Consider the following 17,469-nt stretch of genomic DNA (forward strand, 5'->3'; position numbering starts at 1 on the left):
CTTCACGGGGTGTGGCCGGTGCGGCGGAGGACCGGGCGCAGCGTCTCGATGACGCCGGGGTCGTCCACCGTGGACGGGACGGGTTCGTCGCGGCCGTCGGCGATGCCGCGCATGGTCTTGCGGAGGATCTTGCCCGAGCGGGTCTTGGGCAGGGCGGCCACGACCGTGACGTCCTTCAGTGAGGCGACGGCCCCGATGCGCTCGCGCACGAGCCGGACGAGTTCGGCCTCGACCTCGCCCGGCTCGCGGTCGCTGCCTGCTTTGAGGACGACGAAGCCGCGCGGGATCTGTCCCTTGAGTTCGTCGGCGACGCCGATGACCGCGCATTCGGCGACGTCGGGGTGGGCGGCCAGGGCCTCTTCCATGCTGCCGGTGGACAGGCGGTGCCCGGCGACGTTGATGACGTCGTCGGTGCGGCCCATGACGAAGACGTAGCCGTCGTCGTCGATGTGGCCGCTGTCGCCGGTGAGGTAGTAGCCGTCGTAGGCGGAGAGGTAGGAGGCGAGGTAGCGGTCGTCGTCGTTCCAGAGCGTGGGGAGCGCGCCGGGCGGCAGGGGGAGCTTCACGACGATCGCGCCGTCGACGCCCGCGGGCGCCGGCTCACCCGAGGGGTCGAGAACACGGACGTCCCAGCCCGGCAGTGGCCGGGTGGGGGAGCCGGGCTTGACGGGCGCGGCTTCGACGCCGACCGGGTTGGCGACGATCGGCCAGCCGGTCTCGGTCTGCCACCAGTGGTCGATCACCGGAACGCCCAGCAGGGCGCTCGCCCAGTGGTAGGTCTCGGGGTCGAGGCGCTCGCCGGCCAGGAAGAGGTGGCGCAGGTGGGAGAGGTCGTACCCGGAGGTGAGCGCGCCCTTCGGGTCCTCCTTCCTGATCGCCCGGAAGGCGGTGGGCGCCGTGAACATGGTCTTGACCCGGTACTCGGCGGCGACGCGCCAGAACTGGCCCGCGTCCGGAGTGCCGACCGGCTTGCCCTCGTACAGCACCGTCGTCGCGCCGGCCAGCAGGGGCGCGTAGACGATGTAGGAGTGCCCGACGACCCAGCCGACGTCGGAGCCGGTGAACATGGTCTCGCCCGGGCCCACGTCGTACACGGCGCCCATCGACCAGTGCAGGGCGACCGCGTAGCCGCCGCAGTCACGCACGACTCCCTTGGGCTTTCCGGTCGTTCCGGACGTGTAGAGGATGTAGAGCGGATCGGTGGCGGCGACGGGAACGCAGCCGGCCGGCGGCGCGGCGGCGACCAGGCCGGCCCAGTCGAGATCGTCCGGCCCCAGCACGGCCGGCTCCTGCGGGCGTTGCAGGATCACCGTCTTCTCCGGCTTGTGCCCGGCGAGTTCGATCGCCCGGTCCAGCAGGGGCTTGTAGGCGATGACACGCTTGCCCTCGATGCCGCAGGAGGCCGAGACGACCACCTTGGGGGCCGCGTCATCGATACGGAGGGCGAGTTCACGCGGGGCGAACCCGCCGAAGACGACCGAGTGGACCGCGCCGATGCGGGCGCAGGCCAGCATCGCGACCGCCGCCTCGGGGACCATCGGCATGTAGATCACCACGCGGTCGCCGTGCCCCACGCCCAGCTCTGCGAGCGCTCCGGCGAAGGCCGCCACCTCGTCCCTGAGCTGCGCGTAGGTGTAAGTGCGGCGGGTGCCGGTCACGGGGGAGTCGTAGAGGAGCGCGGGCTGTTCGCCTCGGCCCGCTTCGACGTGCCGGTCGAGCGCGTTGAAGCAGACGTTGAGCCGCCCGTCGGGGAACCAGCGGTAGAACGGTGCGCCCGAGGAGTCCAGGGCGCGTCGCGGAGCGACGTCCCAGTCGATGGCCTCTGCCGCCTTCAGCCAGAAACTCTCCGGGTCCGCGGTGCTGGCGCGGAAGACATCCTCGTACGTTCCCATCGCGCACTCCTTCGTGGCATCGAGGGACGGTGGTGGTGGCTGCGTGTGGAACCGTGTCGGACACAACCACCGTATGCCGGTCGCCATGGTCGGGCCCTTCCGGGGCGTCGGCGCGGCCCTGTGTCAGGATCTTGAGGTGCCCAACCCCGCGCGGAAACGAGATGACGACCAGTGACTGACACCGCTGCGGCCGAGATACTCGCCGACGTCCACCGGGGCGTAGGCCGCATCCGCCTGAACCGGCCCAAGGCGCTCAACGCCCTGACGACCGGCATGGTCGCCGCCATCGACCAGGTGCTCGCCGAGTGGGAGCACACGCCGCTGACCGCCGTGGTGCTCGCCAGTACCAGTACGAAGGCGTTCTGCGCCGGTGGAGACATCCGCACGATCCGCGAGCACAGCCTCGCCGGGGACACCGAGGCCAGTGAGCGGTTCTTCGCCTCCGAGTACCGGCTCAACGCCCGGATCGCCGAATATCCCGTGCCGGTCGTGTCGCTCATCGACGGCGTGTGCATGGGCGGTGGTCTCGGTCTGTCCGTCCACGGCGGCTTCCGCGTCGTCACCGAGCGGGCGGTGCTGGCGATGCCCGAGACCGGGATCGGTTTCTTCCCGGACATCGGGGCCAGCTATTTCCTGCCGAGGTTGCCCGGCGCGATCGGCATGTACCTGGGACTGACGGGGCACCGGCTCGACGCGGCCGACGCCCTGTACTCGGGGCTGGCCACGCACTTCGTCCCCGCGGACGGGCTCGAAGCCGTCCCGCATGCCCTGGCCGACCACCCCGACGACCCGGTGGACGTGATCCTGAACCGCCTCGCCGGCCGCTCCCCGGTGGCGCGGAGCGGGCTGGCGGAAGTACGCGGAGACGTGGACTGGGCGTTCGGCGCGCCGTCCCTCGGTGAGATCGAGAAGCGCCTGCGCCACCTCGACACCCCCTGGGCCGCATCCGCGTCGGCCGCCCTGGAGTCCGCCTCGCCGCAGAGTCTGGAGATCACTCACGCACTGCTGGCCCGGGGCGGGCAGCGCACGCTGCGCGAGTGTCTTGCCGCCGAACTGGCCCTCACGCGCACGACCATCCGCACGCCGGACTTCCTGGAGGGCGTCCGCGCGGCCCTGGTCGACAAGGACCGCACTCCCCACTGGCAGCCTGCGTCGTCCGGCGGACGGACGCTGCCGTCCTGAGCATGCGTGCCCCGTGCCGGACGGACGGTCGGTGGCCGGCACGGTCTCAGCCGTTGTCGGGCACCATCGAGACCACGACCTTGCCGGCCTTGGTGCGGCCCTGCTCGACGTGTGCCATCGCCTCGAGCGTCCGGTCGAACGGGAAGGTGCTGTCGATGACCGGGCGGAGCCGCCCGCTGTCGTAGAGGGCGCCGAGCTCGCGCAGCTGGGAGCCGTTGGCCTGCATGAAGAAGAACTCGTAGCGCACGCCCAGCGCCTTCGCCTTCTGACGCACCTTGCGGCTGAGCGCGTTCATGATCAGGCCCATGAAGAAGGGCGCGCCGAGCTGCTTGGCGAAGCCGGCGTCCGGCGGGCCCACGACACTGATGGCCAGGCCGCCGGGCTTGAGCACGGCCAGCGACTTCTCGAGGTTCGCGCCGCCCAGGGAGTCCAGCACCAGGTCGTAGCCGGACAGCACCTTCGAGAAGTCCTCCTTGGTGTAGTCGACGACGACGTCGGCGCCGAGGTCCCTGACCAGCTTCTCGGAATCAGTGTTCGCGGTCGTCGCCACCGTGGCGCCGAGGTGCTTGGCGAGCTGGATGGCCGTCGAGCCGAGGCCACCGGCACCGGCGTGGATGAGCACCTTCTGGCCCGGCTGCACGGGGGCGCGGTCGACGAGGATCTGCCAGGCGGCCAGGGCCACCAGCGGCACCGCGGCCGCCTCTTGAAGGGTGAGGGAGGCCGGCTTGGGCGCGACATCGTCCATGTCGATCGCGATGAACTCCGCGAAGCCTCCGATCCGCAGGTCGCGCGGACGGGCGTAGACCTCGTCCCCGACCTCGAAGCCGCGTACGGCGGAGCCGACCCGCGTCACGACACCGGCCACGTCGTGGCCGAGCGTGAACGGGAGCTTGTACTTCAGGACCTGCTTGAACTCCCCGTCGCGGACCAGCTTGTCCAGCGGGTTGATGCCGGCGGCGCTCACTTTGACCAGGACGTCTCGGTCTGCGACCGGAGGCTCGGGCAGCTCTGCGGCGCGGACGCCGTCCTTGCCGTACTTCTCGACGACGAATGCCTTCATGCCGACCGGCTTTCTGTGTGGGGGTCCGGTGGTCATCTTGATGGAGATGACGCTACCACCTGAGTATAGGAAAGTAAACCCAGGAGGGGTCGTCAAGACCTGTCCGGTGCAGTCATGGCCGCGTGGGTCGACTCCAGGATCCGCTCCGACAGCTCTGTGCCGGCCGTGGCCTGGGCCGGCAGGAGCGCGCCGACCAGAGTGGCCACCATCGGAAGGCCGTCGTCGGTGCCGGTGAGCGACTTGAGCCGCCTCGGTGACCAGTTCCTCCTTGGATGGGAACTGCTTGTAGAAGCCGCCCGTGGTCAGCCCGATGGACTTCATCGGGTCGGCGACGCTGATGCCGTTCACGCCGCGCTCCCGGAAGAGCTGAGAGGCGGGGCCTTACTCGTGCTCGAACCGGGAGACCGTTGACGGGACGGCTTTATATGTCTATCGTAATATAAAGGGAGCCGGCACTTCGGCACCACTCATCCGCCAGCCCCGACGCACTCGGCGTCCTGCCCCTCCTCTACCGACAGCCGGGGCCTTGCGTCGCCTTGGCGGCGGCCAGGTGCGGTCACACACCGCCTGCGCGCTCCCCGCGCGGCAGGCAGCCGCCACCTCGCACCTCTCTCATCCCTTACTTGAGGACACATCCATGCTCAACGCTCTGTGGAACCCGGTCGTCGCCGGGGAGATCTCCCTGCCGCACCGGCTGGCGATGGCTCCCATGACGCGGGACCGGTCCACCCCGGAAGGCACGCCCACCGAACTGAACGCCGAGTACTACGCCCAGCGCGCCTCGCACGCCCTCGTCATCACCGAGGGCACCCAGCCCAACGCCGACGGCCAGGGCTACCTGCTCACCCCCGGCATCTACTCCGAGGAGCACATCGCCGGGTGGCGCAAGGTCACCGATGCCGTGCACGGCGCCGACGGACGCATCGTCATCCAGCTCATGCACGTCGGGCGGATGTCCCACCCCGACAACACCCCTCACCACCGGCAGCCGGTCGCCCCCTCCCCGGTCCAGCCGGCGGGCGAGATGTTCACCTCGTCCGGCCTTCAGCGGATACCGGTACCGCGCGAACTGTCCACCGAGGAGGTCGCCGCGACGGTCGACGACTACCGGCGCGCCGCGGCGGCCGCCATCGCGGCCGGCGCCGACGGGGTCGAGATCCACGGCGCCAACGGCTACCTCGTGCACCAGTTCCTCGCCACCAACACCAACCAGCGCACCGACCGGTACGGCGGTTCCCTCGACAACCGCATCCGCTTCGCCGTCGAGGTCGCCACCGCCGTCGCCGAGGAGATCGGCGCCGGCCGCACCGGCTTCCGGATCTCTCCCGGCAACCCGTTCAACGACATCGCGGAGAACGACACCCACGAGCTGTACCCGGCACTCGTGCGCGCCCTCGCCCCGCTCGACCTCGCCTACCTGCACATCGGTCACGGCGGGGACGACGAACTCCTGCACTCCCTGCGCCAGTTGTGGCCGAACACGCTGGTCCTCAACCGGGCCGGCACCGACATCGCCACCCGTGCCAAGGACGTCGAAGACGGCCTGGCCGACATCGTCACCGTCGGCGTGATGGCACTCGCCAACCCCGACCTGGTCGAGCGCGTACGCACCGGCGCGCCGCTGAACACCCCCGACCCCGCCACCTTCTACGGCGGCGCCGAGGCCGGCTACACCGACTACCCCACCCTCGCTGCCTGACAAACCCCACCCACACCGCCTGACACATCCCGGCGATACCGGTCCTGGCGGCCGGTATCGCCAAATGGCCCCATGGAGGTACCACATGACTGATCACACTGCTGTCGAACTGAGCCCGGAAGCGGTCGAGTTCGCGGAATTCATGGCCGGACTGGCGATTCCCGGGTCCGAGTTGGATGCGATGCGCATCGTGTCGGAGAGCGTCCATCTCAAGGCCCGGGAGCCGGAAGGCGTCACCTACCGGGAGGTGGACGCGGGTGGCGTGCTGGGAATCTGGTGCGAACCGGTCGACGCCGACACTGACCGCGTCCTCCTGCACGGTCACGCGGGGGGCTCTGTCCTGTCCTCGGCGTTCGTCGACCGGAAGCTCGCCGGCCATATCGCGAAGGCCGCGGGGGCGCCCGTGCTGGTCCTGGACTTCCGGCGGGCGCCGGAACACAAGTACCCGGCGCAGGTGGACGACGCGGAGGCAGCCTTCAACTGGCTGCTGTCCGAAGGGTACGAGCCGGGCAACATCGTCACGATCGGCCACTCGATCGGCGGGTTCATCGCCGTCGCCCTGGCGCTTCGCCTGCGCGACAAGAAGCAGTCCCTGCCCGGCGCCATCGTGTCGATCTCCCCCTGGTGCGACCTTGAGATCGCCAACGAGACCATGGTGACGAAGGCCGGAACGGACAAGATCCTCAGCAAGGAGCTGCTGGAGTTCTTCCGGGACGCCTGGATCGGCGGCACGGGCGTCGAGTTCACGGACACCCGGATCAACCTGAACCGGGCGGACCTGAGCGGTCTGCCCCCGACCCTCGTCTCCTGGGGCACGTACGAGGTCCTGGCCGGCGAGGACGAGGAGTTCGCCGCCCGCGTCAAGGACGCCGGAATCGACACGACGACCGTCGTGGTCCCCGGAGGCCAGCACTCCTACGTCTACGGGGCCGGCCGGGTTCCGGAGGTCGACGCCGCCATCGCACAGATCGGCGCGTGGGTCCGGGAGAAGACCAAGATCTGACCGAGCGGCTCGGGCGCGGCAGCCGCAAGATCCGCGCGCCTGCCGGATCGGGACAGTGGACGAACGCCGACATGGCCTGCGGCAGTGTGCAGGTCCGCGACACACGCAAACTCGTCCAGGTCCGGCAGGCGACGGCCGGGATGCCTCACACGTGAACCACGGGCTCGATGGTTCACGACCGGAGGCGGGCGCCTGCTCCCAGCCGGGCGGTGACTTCGCGAGGAGTGAGGGTGGAGTGCTCCGCAGAGCACTCGACGACGACGCGGACCGGGGCGTCGCACTCGGTGTGGCGGACGTCCAGTACAGGACCCTCGGAACCGAGAGCGTACGCCTCGCCCCACTGGCTCAGCGCCATCAGGACGGGCCACAGGTCCCAGCCCTTGCGGGTCAGGCGGTATTCGTTGCGGGAGCGGCTGCCGGGCTCCCGGTAGGGGACGGCCTTCAGGATGCCGGCCGAGGTCAGCTTGCGGAGGCGGTCGCTGAGGACGGCTTCCGACAGGCCGATGTGGCGGTGGAAGTCGTCGAAGCGGCGGACGCCGTTGACGGCGTCACGCAGGATCAGCAGCGTCCACTTCTCGCCGATCACGTCGAGCGTGCGCTGGACCGGGCAGTTCTCCGTGCTCGCCTCAAGCCACTCCATCCCGCCATCGTAAGGGGCTGGCTTCAGCATTGACAGTCAGCTGCGCCGAAGCCTAGCTTCACTTGGAAAAGTCAGCTGACAGGCAGAGCGAAGGGCGCCGGACCGTGGGGCGAACGCGTACATATCACTGGGACGATCCCGCGATCTCGGCGGAAGCCGCCGGACGCATGGCGGGCCTCGACTTCCTGCGCGAGGTGCAGGCGGGGCGGCTGCCGAGGGCGCCGATCAGTCACACCGTCGACTTCGCCCTGGACGAGGTGGAGCCCGGCAGGGCGGTCTTCTCCCTGACGCCGGGAGAGGAGCACTACAACCCGATCGGCAGCGTCCACGGCGGCGTCTTCGCCACCCTGCTCGACTCGGCGGCGGGCTGCGCCGTCCAGTCCACCCTCCCGCAGGGCATGGCGTACACCTCGCTCGATCTGACCGTGAAGTTCCTGCGGCCGATCACCGTGGACACAGGTCCCGTGCGTGCCGTCGGCACGGTCGTCAGCAAGGGCCGCCAGACCGCTCTCGCGCAGGCCCAGCTGCTCGACGCGAAAGACCGTATCCTCGCTCACGCCACCAGCAGCTGCATGCTCTTCCCGGTGCCGGCCCCTCGGGTGTGACTCCGCAGGCAGGGGGGAGGGGCGGCGGGCCGTCACCGCTGTCGACTTTTAGGATTACGCTCGCAATATCATAGACTGGTGAAGTCGGTGAAGGGCAACCGGTCCTTCCGGCCGGCGAAGGGGCGTGTGCTGTGGTGCGGTACGGGAAAGAGCACAAGGCGGAGACGCGGCGGCGGATCATCGAGACGGCGGGCCGCCGGTTCAAGCAGGACGGTATCGACGGCTCCGGCGTCTCGACGCTCATGAAGGACGCGGGACTGACCAACGGGGCCTTCTACGCCCACTTCGCCTCCAAGGACGACCTTGTCACCACGGCGCTCGCCGACCAGCTGAAGGTGCAGGCCGAGAATGTCGTCGCGCAGGCCGCGCCCGGCCGTGCCGGAGTCGAGCAGATCGTGCGGGGGTACCTTTCGCCCCAGCACCGCGACAGCCTCGGCGACGGCTGCCCCAACGCCGCTCTGCTCGACGAGATCGGGCGCTGCACCGACGCGACCAGGCAGGCGTACACCGACGGCGTGCTGATCCTCATCGAGGGCATCGCCTCCCGCATGGCGCCCGAGGACCCGTCCTCCGTGCGCGTGAAGGCGCTCAGCCTCCTCGGTCTGCTGGCCGGGACGCTGCAGCTCTCCCGTGCGCTGACGGACCGTCAACTCGCCGAGGAACTCCTCGAGCAGGGGATCGACAACGCCCTCGCCCTGCTGGACGGCGCCGGCCGGCGCGTCTGACGCACCAGTTCTCTCATCGCCAAGCGGGGTATCCGCTTCGAGGCCCTTCTCGTCGAGGCCGGCCGCGCCGGTGGGGGAGCCCTCGCCGGCCTCGTCGAGACCCGCGCCCTGTGCGCCCTCCCGCGGTGTCCTGGTCCCCGGCCGACAACACGATGTCCCGCCTGCCCACCTCTTGCGGAATGCATTGCAGTATGACCATAATTTAAAGGTCGGCGTGATGCTGAGGGACGCGATCGAACAGGGTTCCCACTCCTACGGGCCTTCTGCCGTCGACCGGACGGACTGCAGCCGCAGTCCAGAAATTCCCCTGCAGAAGGGCACGGCCGTGAACGACGCACAAGGAGTACGAGGCGACGCGGTGGCGTCGTACAAGAAGGCGCCCACCCGCACCGTCACCGCCGGAGGGATGACCTTCGCCTACCGCGACCTCGGCCCGAAGGCCGGTGTCCCGGTGGTCTTCATCACCCACCTTGCCGCGGTCCTCGACAACTGGGACCCCCGGGTCGTCGACGGCATCGCCGCCAGACACCGCGTCATCACCTTCGACAACAGGGGAGTGGGCGCTTCCAGCGGCTCGACACCGAAGACCATCGAGGAGATGGCGAAGGATGCCGTCACCTTCATCCGGGGACTCGGGCTCGAGCGGGTCGACATCCACGGCTTCTCGATGGGCGGCATGATCGCCCAGGTGATCGCGCAGGACGAACCGCAGCTCGTCCGCAAGCTGATCCTCACGGGCACCGGCCCCGCGGGCGGTGAGGGCATCAAGAACGTGACCAGGCTGTCCCATCTCGACACCGTCCGGGGCCTGTTCACCCTCCAGGACCCGAAGCAGTTCCTCTTCTTCACCCGCACCGCGGACGGGCGCCGAGCCGGAAAGCAGTTCCTGGCCCGTCTCAAGGAGCGCACGCACGACCGGGACAAGGCGATCTCCCTCACGTCGTACTTCGCCCAGCTCAAGGCCATCCACCGCTGGGGGCTCGCACAGCCCCGGGACCTCTCGGTCATCCATCAGCCCGTGCTCGTCGCCAACGGCGAGAGCGACAGGATGGTGCCGACGAAGAACTCCTTCGAACTGGCCCGGCGACTGCCGAACGCCGACCTGGTCGTCTACCCCGACGCCGGTCACGGAGGCATCTTCCAGTTCCACGAGCGGTTCGTGGCGGAAGCCCTCGACTTCCTTGAGCGGTAGTGGATGCCGGGGGCTTCGACGGCCGGACAGCTGAGTATACGAAAGTAAACTAAACGCAGTTAGAATCGGTCCCATGGATGCGTGGACCGAAGTGCTTCAGGACACCGGCATGGACCCCCGACTCGACCGGGACACGTCCAACTGCTCGATCGCGCGGACTCTCGAGATCGTGGGCGAGAAGTGGACGATCCTGATCCTGCGCGAGGTCTGGTACGGCTCGTCCCGCTTCAGCGACTTCGAACGCGTCCTCGGCTGCCCTCGCAACCTCCTCGCGACGCGGCTCCGGATGCTGGTGAAGGAAGGGATCCTGACGACCGAGACGTACAAGGAGCCCGGTTCGCGGAGTCGGCCGAAGTATGTGATCACCTCCAAGGGTATGGATCTGGTGCCGGCCGTGATGGGGCTGCTGCAGTGGGGTGACCGTTACCGCGCCGACCCGGAGGGGCCGGCGGTACTGGCGCGACACCGTGAGTGCGGCGCGCAGGTCGACGTCCGGATTCGCTGCGAACGAGGCCACCCGGTGGAGGCGAAGGACATCGAGAGCATCCCCGGGCCGGCCTTTCGTATGAGGTCGCCCGAGTGAGTTGAGCACCGGGGGCGCCCCTCGGCCGGGTCGGGCGCTGCCCCTCGCGCCGGGCTTCGGATGGCGGCCGTGGCGCCGGCCGGAGTGCCTCCCGCGGCGACAAGGTCGGCAGTCCCGCAGCAGGGCGAGCGGGATCAGCGCCAGGCGAGCGGGACGTTCGCCGAGAAGATCCACTGCCGGGACGAGTGCTCGGTGAGCGTGCCGCCGATGAGTGGTCCGGTGGCGACGGCGCTGCCGCTGGCCGCGTCCCGGCTGCCGAAGGCCGCGCCGCGCTCGTTCGGCGGGGACGGCGGCCGACAGCAGGGTGAGCGTCAGCGGCGTCCCTCTCGCGGCCTCGATGCCCTGCGCCGCAGGCGCGGCGATCAGTTCACCCATCCCCGGTGCGAGCGCGGCTGAGGCCGAGCCGCGGCGATGAATCCGGCCATGCTGGTGATGGCCACCTCCCGGACGGCGCTGCCGCCCCGAGCCGGTTGCTTGCGGATGCCGACGGGTGACGGCATGGCATGCGCCGGCGAGCATCGGCATGCACCGGGCTCGGTGCGGAGTTCCTGGGCGGTCGGCCCTCAGGGGAGCTGCGGGTAGAGCGCGGAGACGCCTCCGGCCAAGGCGGCCTGCGCCTGGCGGGAGGCGTTGTCCGCGAGAATCTCGTAGGCGTCGGCGGCGATGCCGTCGATGGCGATCCGCGCGATGTCGACGGGGTCCGACTTGGCCGAGTCGACCGCCCGGACCATGTCGGTGTCCATGTAGCCGACGTGCAGGCCGGCCACTCGGATGCCCTGGTCGGCGAGTTGCAGGCGCAGGGCGTTGGTGAGTGACCACTCGGCGGACTTGGCGGCGCAGTAGGCGCCGAACTGCGGGAAGCTGACCCAGGACAGGGCGGACAGGATGTTGAGGATCGTGCCGCCGCCGGCCGCCGCGATCTGGGGTGCGAAGGCGCGGGCCACCGAGAGGGTGCCGAAGTAGTGGGTGTCCATCTCCAGGCGGATGTCGTCCAGGTCGGCCGTGAGCAGGTCGGCGCCGGTGGAGGATCCCGCGTTGTTGATCAGGATGGTCACGTCACCGGTGGCCCGGGCGGCGGCCGCGACGGAGGCGGGGTCGGTGATGTCGAGAGCGATCGGCTTGGCGCCGGGCAGGTCGACCTGGTCGGGGTTGCGGGCGCCGGCGTAGACGGTGGCGCCGCGGCCGAGCAGCTCGGCGGCGAGGGCCCGGCCGAAGCCCCGGTTGGCTCCGGTGACGAGGGCGGTGCGGGCGGAGAGGTCCATGGAGGTTCCTAAGAAGTGGTTATGGAAGTACGATCGTACGTTAAAGTCGGTGTGCCGCGCCGGCGACGAGAGCGGCGAAGTTGATCCTGGCGGTCTGCGGTCTGCGGTCTGCGGTCTGCGGTCTGCGGTTTCGGGTCGTGGGGCTCGGGGCCCCCGCCGTCGGTGGGCTTTCGCGGGCGTCGGTCAGGCGGGCATGCGGTTGTTCTTGCGGATCTGCTTGTCGAACGCTCCGGAGGGGACGAGGCGGCGCGCCGTGGCCACGCGTGAGGCCAGCGGGCCGGCGGTGTAGCGCAGCTTCGGCTTCTTGTCGGTGGCCGCGGTGACGATCACCTTGGCGACGACGGCGGGGTCGTCGCCGTCCTTCATCGCCTGCGCCATCACCTCGTCGAAGATGCGTCGTCGCTCCGTGTACAGAGGCAGCGGGGTGTCGGGCTGCGCGGCGTTGGTGTCGAAGCTGGTCTTGGTGTAGGCGGGCTGGACGAGGAGGACCCGGACGCCGTGCTCGCGGACCTCGTGGTCCAGCGACTCGGAGTAGCCCTCGACGGCGTGCTTGGACGCGACATAGAGGGCCATGAAGGGCTGGGGGGCGACGCCGAGGACGGACGAGATGTTGATGACGCGTCCGCCGCCCTGGGCGCGCATGTGCGGCAGGACGGCCTTCGTCATACGGATCACACCCAGGACGTTGATGTTCAGGAGGCTCTGGGCCTGGGCGAGGGAGTTCTCCTCGACGGCGCCCGCCGCGCCGACGCCTGCGTTGTTGACCAGGACGTCGATGCGTCCGAACCGGCCGATCACCTCTGCGACGGCGGCGGTGGCCGAGTCGTCGTCGGCCACGTCGAGATCGAGGTACGTCACACCGGCGGGCGGGGTGAGCCCGGAGGTCTTGCGGCCCGTTCCGATCACCTCGAAACCCGCAGCGACGAAGGCGCGGGCTGTTTCCTTGCCGATTCCCGATGAGGCACCTGTCACGAGCGCCACCGGCTGAGTTGTCGCCATCGCGAGTTCCCTGTCTTTGAAGTATGAACGTATAGCTTATGTTCGTACGACAATAGGGGTGTCGTCGGCCGTTGGCAAGGGGACGCCTCCGACGAGCCCGGAAGATCCGGGAGGCTTGAGTGGCGTTTCGGGGAAGGGGGAGGGGGAGGGACGGGAGTGGCAGGATCCGCGTCTCACCTGTGGTTACTGGCGGCCGGCTCACTCGGCGCGATCGATGAGGCCTTGCGCGACACGTGGCCCCGTCACGTGCCGGGCGGCGCCGCCCGCGCGTCCAGCACCAGCACCGCGACGTGCAGGGACGTGCACTGCAGGCCCGACTCCAGATCGCAGCCGAGGAGTCTTTCGATGGTGTGGAGGCGCTGGTAGTACGCCTGCCGGGACATGCCGGCCTGTTTCGCCGCGACCGACTTGTTCCCGGCCGCCGTCAGATACGCGCGCAGTGCGGGGAGCAGGTCGCCGCCGTTGCGGTCGTCGTGCTCGATGAGACGTGTGAGCTGGCGTTCCGCGTACCGCTGGAGGCGGATGTCCTCCCGCAGCACGCCCAGGAGCTCCGGCAGCCGGACGTCGGCGGGGACGTAGAACCAGCGGTCGGGTGAGGCGGGCGTGATGGCCTCGGCCGTCTGCTCGGCCTCCTGCCACGACCGGGCGATCCCGGAGAGGTCGGTCACGCCCGGACCGACGGCGACGACGACCTCCGGGCCGAGCTCCTCGCGGCAGAGACGGCCCATCCGCTCGGCGACCGGCTGCCAGGCGCTGGCCTGCGCCAGGGCGAGGAGGACGCCGATCCGGCCCGGGGCCGTCTCGCCGACCAGGGCGCGGATGCCGGTCTGCGCCATCGCCTTCGCGATCCGCTCGTCGAGGTGTTCCCCGGTGCCGGTGTGCGTATGGCGGATGACCACGGCGAAGAGGCGGTGCCCGAGGGTCGGCAGCCCCAGTGCCTCGGCGCGTGCGCGGGCGTCCGCGGGGGAGCGGAAACGCCGTTCGTACAGGTCCCGCAGCACCGAGCGGTGGGCCCGGCGCTCCCACCAGGCCGGCCCGGCCAGCCGCGCCATGCTCAGGGCGACCGCCGCCCGCTCCAGGACCAGGACGTGTTCCGGGTCGGGCTCCGGGTTCAGCCGGCCCTCCAGCAGGACCAGCCGCCCCCACGGCCCCTGGTGGTCCTGCACGGGCGCGATCAGCCACCCCTCCGCGCCGCTCGGCGTGATCTTCTCCGGGGTCGGAGTGGCCCGGGAACGCCGGGACCAGGCCGACACGACCGGCTCGTACGGCCGGCCGAGCAGTTCGCACATCAGGACCCGGTGGGTGAGGTCCTCCAGCACCACGGGGGCCCCGGTGAGCTCGGCGGTGGTGTGCACCAGTTCCTCGGGGCTCGCGCCCCGCAGCGTCAGGGCGGTGAAGATGTCCTGGATGTCCCTGCCGCGGCGCAGCAGCGCCCCATGGGCGTCGAGGATGAGCGCGTGCACCGCCTGCGTGACGTCGATGAAGCGGACGCCGCGGGCCAGCTCGATCAGCGGCACTTCACGGGCACGGCAGGCCGCCACCAGCTCGTCGGGCACCTTCCGGTACCGGTAACCGAGCTCCACGATCAGGCCGGCCGCGCCGACGTCGGCGAGCTGGTCGACGTAGCCACGCAGCTCGGAGGCGTCCTCGGGATAGGGCATGCCGGTCGTCAGGACCAGCTCGCCGCCCTCGAGGAAAGCGGCGGGGTTGAGCAGTTCGGTGACGTGCACCCAGCGCACCGCACGGTCCAGCTGTGACTCACCGGCCAGCACGCGCGGCATCCCCTCGGCCAGCACCGGGAGGCTCAGAACCTCCGTGATGGTCGGGAAGTGTCCGGTTGCGGGACGTCTGGGCGGCATAGGGAGTGCTTTCGTCCGGGGGTGGGGGTCACCTTCGCACCGGCACATCACCGTGGCAAGAGGGGCAGGGTTACTTTCCGTGGTCGGCGAGCTCGCCGTGACACATCGTCTCGAGAAGGTCCCGAGGCGGAACAGAGTGTGGCTTGACCTGCGTGTTCGCCGGGGTCGAGAGTGAACGCCATCCCCAAGGGGCCCGAATCGAAGGGGTCCGCACGGTGTCCCCACCGTGCCGGGGCACCACTGACACCCAGGCCGCACCCGGCGAAAGGAGCGACCTCATGCGCATCCCGAAGCGCGTCGCCGTGATCGGTGCCGGCAGCATGGGCAGCCAGGTCATGTGGCGACTGGCCGCCCGCGGAGCCGAGGTCATCGGCTACGACCGGTACGCGCCGGGTCACGACCGTGGCGCGGCCGGGGGCGAGAGCCGCATCTTCCGCGCCGTGCACCTCGGTGAGCCCGGCTACATTCCGCTGCTGGGGCTCGCCGACCGGATGTGGGACCGGCTCCAGCGCGAAACCGGCCTCTCGCTGCGGCGCCGTAGCGGCTGTCTGGTGATGGGCGAGACCGCATCACCGGCGATGCGCCTCCTCGTCTCTTCCAGTGCCACCCATGGTCTGGAGCACGAGGTACTGGACGGGGAGGAACTCGCCCGCCGCTACCCGCAGCACCGCCTCCCGGACGGGCACACCGCCGTCCTCGACCGTGAGGGCGCGATCATCAGGCCCGAGGCGTCGGTCCAGGCGGCGGCCGCCCGCGCCGAACAGCTGGGCGCCCGGCTGCACCGCTACACCCCGGTGCGGGAGATCGTCCCCGCGGCGGGCGGCGGGGTGCACGTCGTCACCGACCAGGGCACGGACCACGTCGACACCGCCGTGGTGACCGTGGGCCCCTGGATCAACACCCTGCTCCCGGACCTCCCACGGTCCGTGGACGTCCGCCGGCTGATCAGCTCCTGGCACATCCCCACCCGCCACGACTGGTTCGCGGGCGGCGCCCCCGCCTTCGTGCGCAGCGCACCGCATGACTGCTACGGGCTCCCGTCGCCGGACGGCATCTCCGTCAAGCTCGGCCTCTCCTTCGCCCGTTATCTGCCGGTACCCGACCCCGAACGGGTCGACCGCACGGTCCGCCCGGAGGAACTCGCCACCTTCCGCGAGCTCATCGGCGAGCTGATGCCCGACCTGAACCCCGACCCCATCAGGCTGTCGGTCTACATGGAGGGCTACACGGAGTCCGGGAACCCGCTCGTCGGTCATCTCCCCGGCGAGGACGACATCATCGTCATGGCGGGATTCTCCGGCAGCGGCTTCAAACTCTCGCCGGCCATGGGCGAGATCGCCGCCGACCTGGCACTCGACGGCAGCACGGAACATCCCATCGACTTCCTCGCACCGGCGGGAATCGCCGCCGCCTGACCCCCGGCGACGCCGACGGCGCTGCCTCCGCCCCGACCTTTCTGTCATTGGCATGCCCGAAAAGGCACGCACCGGCCATAACCAGTTCCCCGCGACAAAGACAGGAGCATCCTCATGCCCATTCCCTCGCTTCAGTTCCGCCCGAAGTACGTCTCGTTCGACTGTTACGGCACGTTGATCGAGTGGCCGATGACCCCCATCACGCGGGAGCTCGTCGGCGACCAGATCCCCGCCGAGCACTGGGACCAGTTCGTCCGGGAGTTCCGCGGCTACCGCTACGACCAGGTGCGCGGCGAGTACTACCCCTACGAGCAGGTCCTGCAGGACGCCTTCGAGCGCGTCTGCCGCAAGTGGGGCGTGAAGGCGGCTCCCGACGCGGGCCGGCGGTTCGCCGACGGCGTGCGCAGCTGGGGCCCCCACCCGGACGTGGTGGAGCCGCTGAAGAAGATGGCCGAGCACTACAAGCTGGTGATCCTCTCCAACGCCGGCGACTCCTTCCTCGCGGAGAGCGTGCCCAAGCTCGGGGCGGAGTTTCACGCGGTCCTCACCGCGGAGCAGGCCGGCTACTACAAGCCCCGCTACGCCGCGTTCGAGTACATGCTCGAGAAGCTCGACGCCTCGCCCGAGGACTTCGTGCACGTCGCCTCGCACACCCGTTACGACCACCAGTCGATGCACGACATGGGCTTCCGCAACCTGATCCTGCTGGACCGCGGGTACGACCCCGTCACTCACGGCTACGACTACGTGACCGTGAAGTCCCTCGACGAGCTCAACACCATGCTCGGCATCTGACACGTAGTTCACGCCCGTCCCGCACGGACAGCCCCGCAGAACCGCCACCGAGCTTGTCGGCGACGCCCGCGCAGAACTCGAAGTACCGGGCCGAGGGGGCGACGTTCTCAGCCGCATCATCGACCCGGCCGACGGCGGGGAGCACACGGTCCACGCCCCGCCCGTCGGGCGGATCTTCTACGGCATGAACGGACCCACCGTCGTCCCGGCGCGGGCCTCGGATCCGACGAGGTCGACCCCCACCACAGCCCGCACCCTCAGACCCCATCACAGCCGTCCCTCTTTCCCTTTTGCACCACCCCCAGGAGGCATTCCATGAGAGACGCCCGTATAGATCGCAGGCTCTTCCTGCGTGGCGTCGGCGGAGCCACGGCGGGTCTCGCCGCCGCGACCGCCCTCAGCGCCTGTGGCACCGGCACCAGCCGCAGCGCTTCCACCGGCACCGGTGGGAAGGACGGCAAGACGGTGGTCGTCCGCGACAGCGGCGGTTCCTACGGTGCGGCGCTTCAGAAGGCGATCTACACGCCGTTCACGCAGGAGACCGGCATCCAGGTCAAG

The 17,469-nt window shown here is 69.9% G+C and carries 15 protein-coding genes and 2 pseudogenes; 10 read left to right on the plus strand and 7 right to left on the minus strand.

What is annotated here, in order from left to right:
- Positions 1-2: 2 nt before the first annotated feature.
- Entirely contained in the window at positions 3-1,892 is a 1,890-nt protein-coding gene (locus tag ACZ3I3_RS33910) for a propionyl-CoA synthetase (RefSeq protein WP_467371313.1), read from the minus strand.
- A 171-nt stretch (positions 1,893-2,063) separates the two neighbouring features.
- Here ACZ3I3_RS33910 and ACZ3I3_RS33915 point away from each other — a divergent pair, with 171 nt between their 5' ends.
- Entirely contained in the window at positions 2,064-3,074 is a 1,011-nt protein-coding gene (locus ACZ3I3_RS33915; protein ID WP_467371315.1) for an enoyl-CoA hydratase/isomerase family protein, read from the plus strand.
- A gap of 46 nt (positions 3,075-3,120) precedes the next feature.
- Here ACZ3I3_RS33915 and ACZ3I3_RS33920 read toward each other — a convergent pair whose 3' ends face one another.
- A complete protein-coding gene (locus ACZ3I3_RS33920; RefSeq protein ID WP_467371345.1) occupies positions 3,121-4,134 on the minus strand; it encodes an NADP-dependent oxidoreductase in 1,014 nt (337 codons plus the stop codon).
- Positions 4,135-4,771: 637 nt separating this feature from the next.
- Here ACZ3I3_RS33920 and ACZ3I3_RS33925 point away from each other — a divergent pair.
- Positions 4,772-5,833 (plus strand): alkene reductase, encoded by a 1,062-nt coding sequence (locus tag ACZ3I3_RS33925; protein WP_467371317.1) that lies wholly within the window; start codon positions 4,772-4,774, stop codon positions 5,831-5,833.
- A gap of 85 nt (positions 5,834-5,918) precedes the next feature.
- Positions 5,919-6,836 carry an alpha/beta hydrolase gene (locus ACZ3I3_RS33930; protein ID WP_467371319.1) on the plus strand — a complete coding sequence of 306 codons (918 nt, stop codon included), beginning with the start codon at positions 5,919-5,921 and terminating at the stop codon, positions 6,834-6,836.
- Positions 6,837-7,008: 172 nt separating this feature from the next.
- Here the strand turns inward: ACZ3I3_RS33930 and ACZ3I3_RS33935 are convergent, their stop codons facing one another.
- The gene (locus tag ACZ3I3_RS33935) at positions 7,009-7,476 is read right to left on the minus strand and encodes a winged helix-turn-helix transcriptional regulator (protein WP_467371321.1); all 468 of its coding nucleotides are present in this window, start codon (positions 7,474-7,476) and stop codon (positions 7,009-7,011) included.
- Between the two features lie 104 nt (positions 7,477-7,580).
- On the opposite strand from ACZ3I3_RS33935, the gene ACZ3I3_RS33940 reads away from it, so the two are divergent.
- From ACZ3I3_RS33940 to ACZ3I3_RS33955, 4 genes are all read left to right on the plus strand, one after another.
- On the plus strand, positions 7,581-8,081 hold the full coding sequence (locus ACZ3I3_RS33940; RefSeq protein WP_467371323.1) for a PaaI family thioesterase: 501 nt from the start codon (positions 7,581-7,583) through the stop codon (positions 8,079-8,081).
- Positions 8,082-8,212: 131 nt separating this feature from the next.
- Positions 8,213-8,806 (plus strand): TetR/AcrR family transcriptional regulator, encoded by a 594-nt coding sequence (locus ACZ3I3_RS33945; RefSeq protein WP_467371325.1) that lies wholly within the window; start codon positions 8,213-8,215, stop codon positions 8,804-8,806.
- 325 nt (positions 8,807-9,131) lie between these two features.
- Positions 9,132-9,998 carry an alpha/beta fold hydrolase gene (locus ACZ3I3_RS33950; RefSeq protein ID WP_467371327.1) on the plus strand — a complete coding sequence of 289 codons (867 nt, stop codon included), beginning with the start codon at positions 9,132-9,134 and terminating at the stop codon, positions 9,996-9,998.
- Between the two features lie 109 nt (positions 9,999-10,107).
- Entirely contained in the window at positions 10,108-10,581 is a 474-nt protein-coding gene (locus tag ACZ3I3_RS33955) for a winged helix-turn-helix transcriptional regulator (protein ID WP_467371347.1), read from the plus strand.
- A gap of 114 nt (positions 10,582-10,695) precedes the next feature.
- Here the strand turns inward: ACZ3I3_RS33955 and ACZ3I3_RS33960 are convergent.
- The 4 genes and pseudogenes from ACZ3I3_RS33960 to ACZ3I3_RS33975 form a co-directional block, all read right to left on the minus strand.
- Positions 10,696-10,983, minus strand: a pseudogene (locus tag ACZ3I3_RS33960) (MFS transporter); the annotation flags it as partial.
- A 161-nt stretch (positions 10,984-11,144) separates the two neighbouring features.
- On the minus strand, positions 11,145-11,843 hold the full coding sequence (locus ACZ3I3_RS33965; RefSeq protein ID WP_467371329.1) for an SDR family oxidoreductase: 699 nt from the start codon (positions 11,841-11,843) through the stop codon (positions 11,145-11,147).
- Positions 11,844-12,026: 183 nt separating this feature from the next.
- Positions 12,027-12,842 carry an oxidoreductase gene (locus ACZ3I3_RS33970; RefSeq protein ID WP_467371331.1) on the minus strand — a complete coding sequence of 272 codons (816 nt, stop codon included), beginning with the start codon at positions 12,840-12,842 and terminating at the stop codon, positions 12,027-12,029.
- A 242-nt stretch (positions 12,843-13,084) separates the two neighbouring features.
- The gene (locus ACZ3I3_RS33975; RefSeq protein WP_467371333.1) at positions 13,085-14,701 is read right to left on the minus strand and encodes a PucR family transcriptional regulator; all 1,617 of its coding nucleotides are present in this window, start codon (positions 14,699-14,701) and stop codon (positions 13,085-13,087) included.
- 278 nt (positions 14,702-14,979) lie between these two features.
- Here ACZ3I3_RS33975 and solA point away from each other — a divergent pair, with 278 nt between their 5' ends.
- From solA to ACZ3I3_RS33990, 3 genes and pseudogenes are all read left to right on the plus strand, one after another.
- The gene (gene solA, locus ACZ3I3_RS33980) at positions 14,980-16,116 is read left to right on the plus strand and encodes an N-methyl-L-tryptophan oxidase (RefSeq protein ID WP_467371335.1); all 1,137 of its coding nucleotides are present in this window, start codon (positions 14,980-14,982) and stop codon (positions 16,114-16,116) included.
- A gap of 114 nt (positions 16,117-16,230) precedes the next feature.
- Entirely contained in the window at positions 16,231-16,911 is a 681-nt protein-coding gene (locus tag ACZ3I3_RS33985) for a haloacid dehalogenase type II (protein WP_467371336.1), read from the plus strand.
- Positions 16,912-17,226: 315 nt separating this feature from the next.
- Positions 17,227-17,469, plus strand: a pseudogene (locus ACZ3I3_RS33990) (ABC transporter substrate-binding protein); the annotation flags it as partial.

This window comes from Streptomyces sp. NPDC016851 (assembly GCF_055562795.1).

Coding starts and splice junctions, on each gene's coding strand:
- ACZ3I3_RS33910 (WP_467371313.1), bottom strand. CDS start 1,892: ATGGGAACGTACGAGGATGTCTTCCGCGCCAGCACCGCGGACCCGGAG.
- ACZ3I3_RS33920 (WP_467371345.1), bottom strand. CDS start 4,134: ATGAAGGCATTCGTCGTCGAGAAGTACGGCAAGGACGGCGTCCGCGCC.
- ACZ3I3_RS33925 (WP_467371317.1), top strand. CDS start 4,772: ATGCTCAACGCTCTGTGGAACCCGGTCGTCGCCGGGGAGATCTCCCTG.
- ACZ3I3_RS33930 (WP_467371319.1), top strand. CDS start 5,919: ATGACTGATCACACTGCTGTCGAACTGAGCCCGGAAGCGGTCGAGTTC.
- ACZ3I3_RS33935 (WP_467371321.1), bottom strand. CDS start 7,476: ATGGAGTGGCTTGAGGCGAGCACGGAGAACTGCCCGGTCCAGCGCACG.
- ACZ3I3_RS33955 (WP_467371347.1), top strand. CDS start 10,108: ATGGACCCCCGACTCGACCGGGACACGTCCAACTGCTCGATCGCGCGG.
- ACZ3I3_RS33965 (WP_467371329.1), bottom strand. CDS start 11,843: ATGGACCTCTCCGCCCGCACCGCCCTCGTCACCGGAGCCAACCGGGGC.
- ACZ3I3_RS33970 (WP_467371331.1), bottom strand. CDS start 12,842: ATGGCGACAACTCAGCCGGTGGCGCTCGTGACAGGTGCCTCATCGGGA.
- ACZ3I3_RS33975 (WP_467371333.1), bottom strand. CDS start 14,701: ATGCCGCCCAGACGTCCCGCAACCGGACACTTCCCGACCATCACGGAG.
- solA (WP_467371335.1), top strand. CDS start 14,980: ATGCGCATCCCGAAGCGCGTCGCCGTGATCGGTGCCGGCAGCATGGGC.
- ACZ3I3_RS33985 (WP_467371336.1), top strand. CDS start 16,231: ATGCCCATTCCCTCGCTTCAGTTCCGCCCGAAGTACGTCTCGTTCGAC.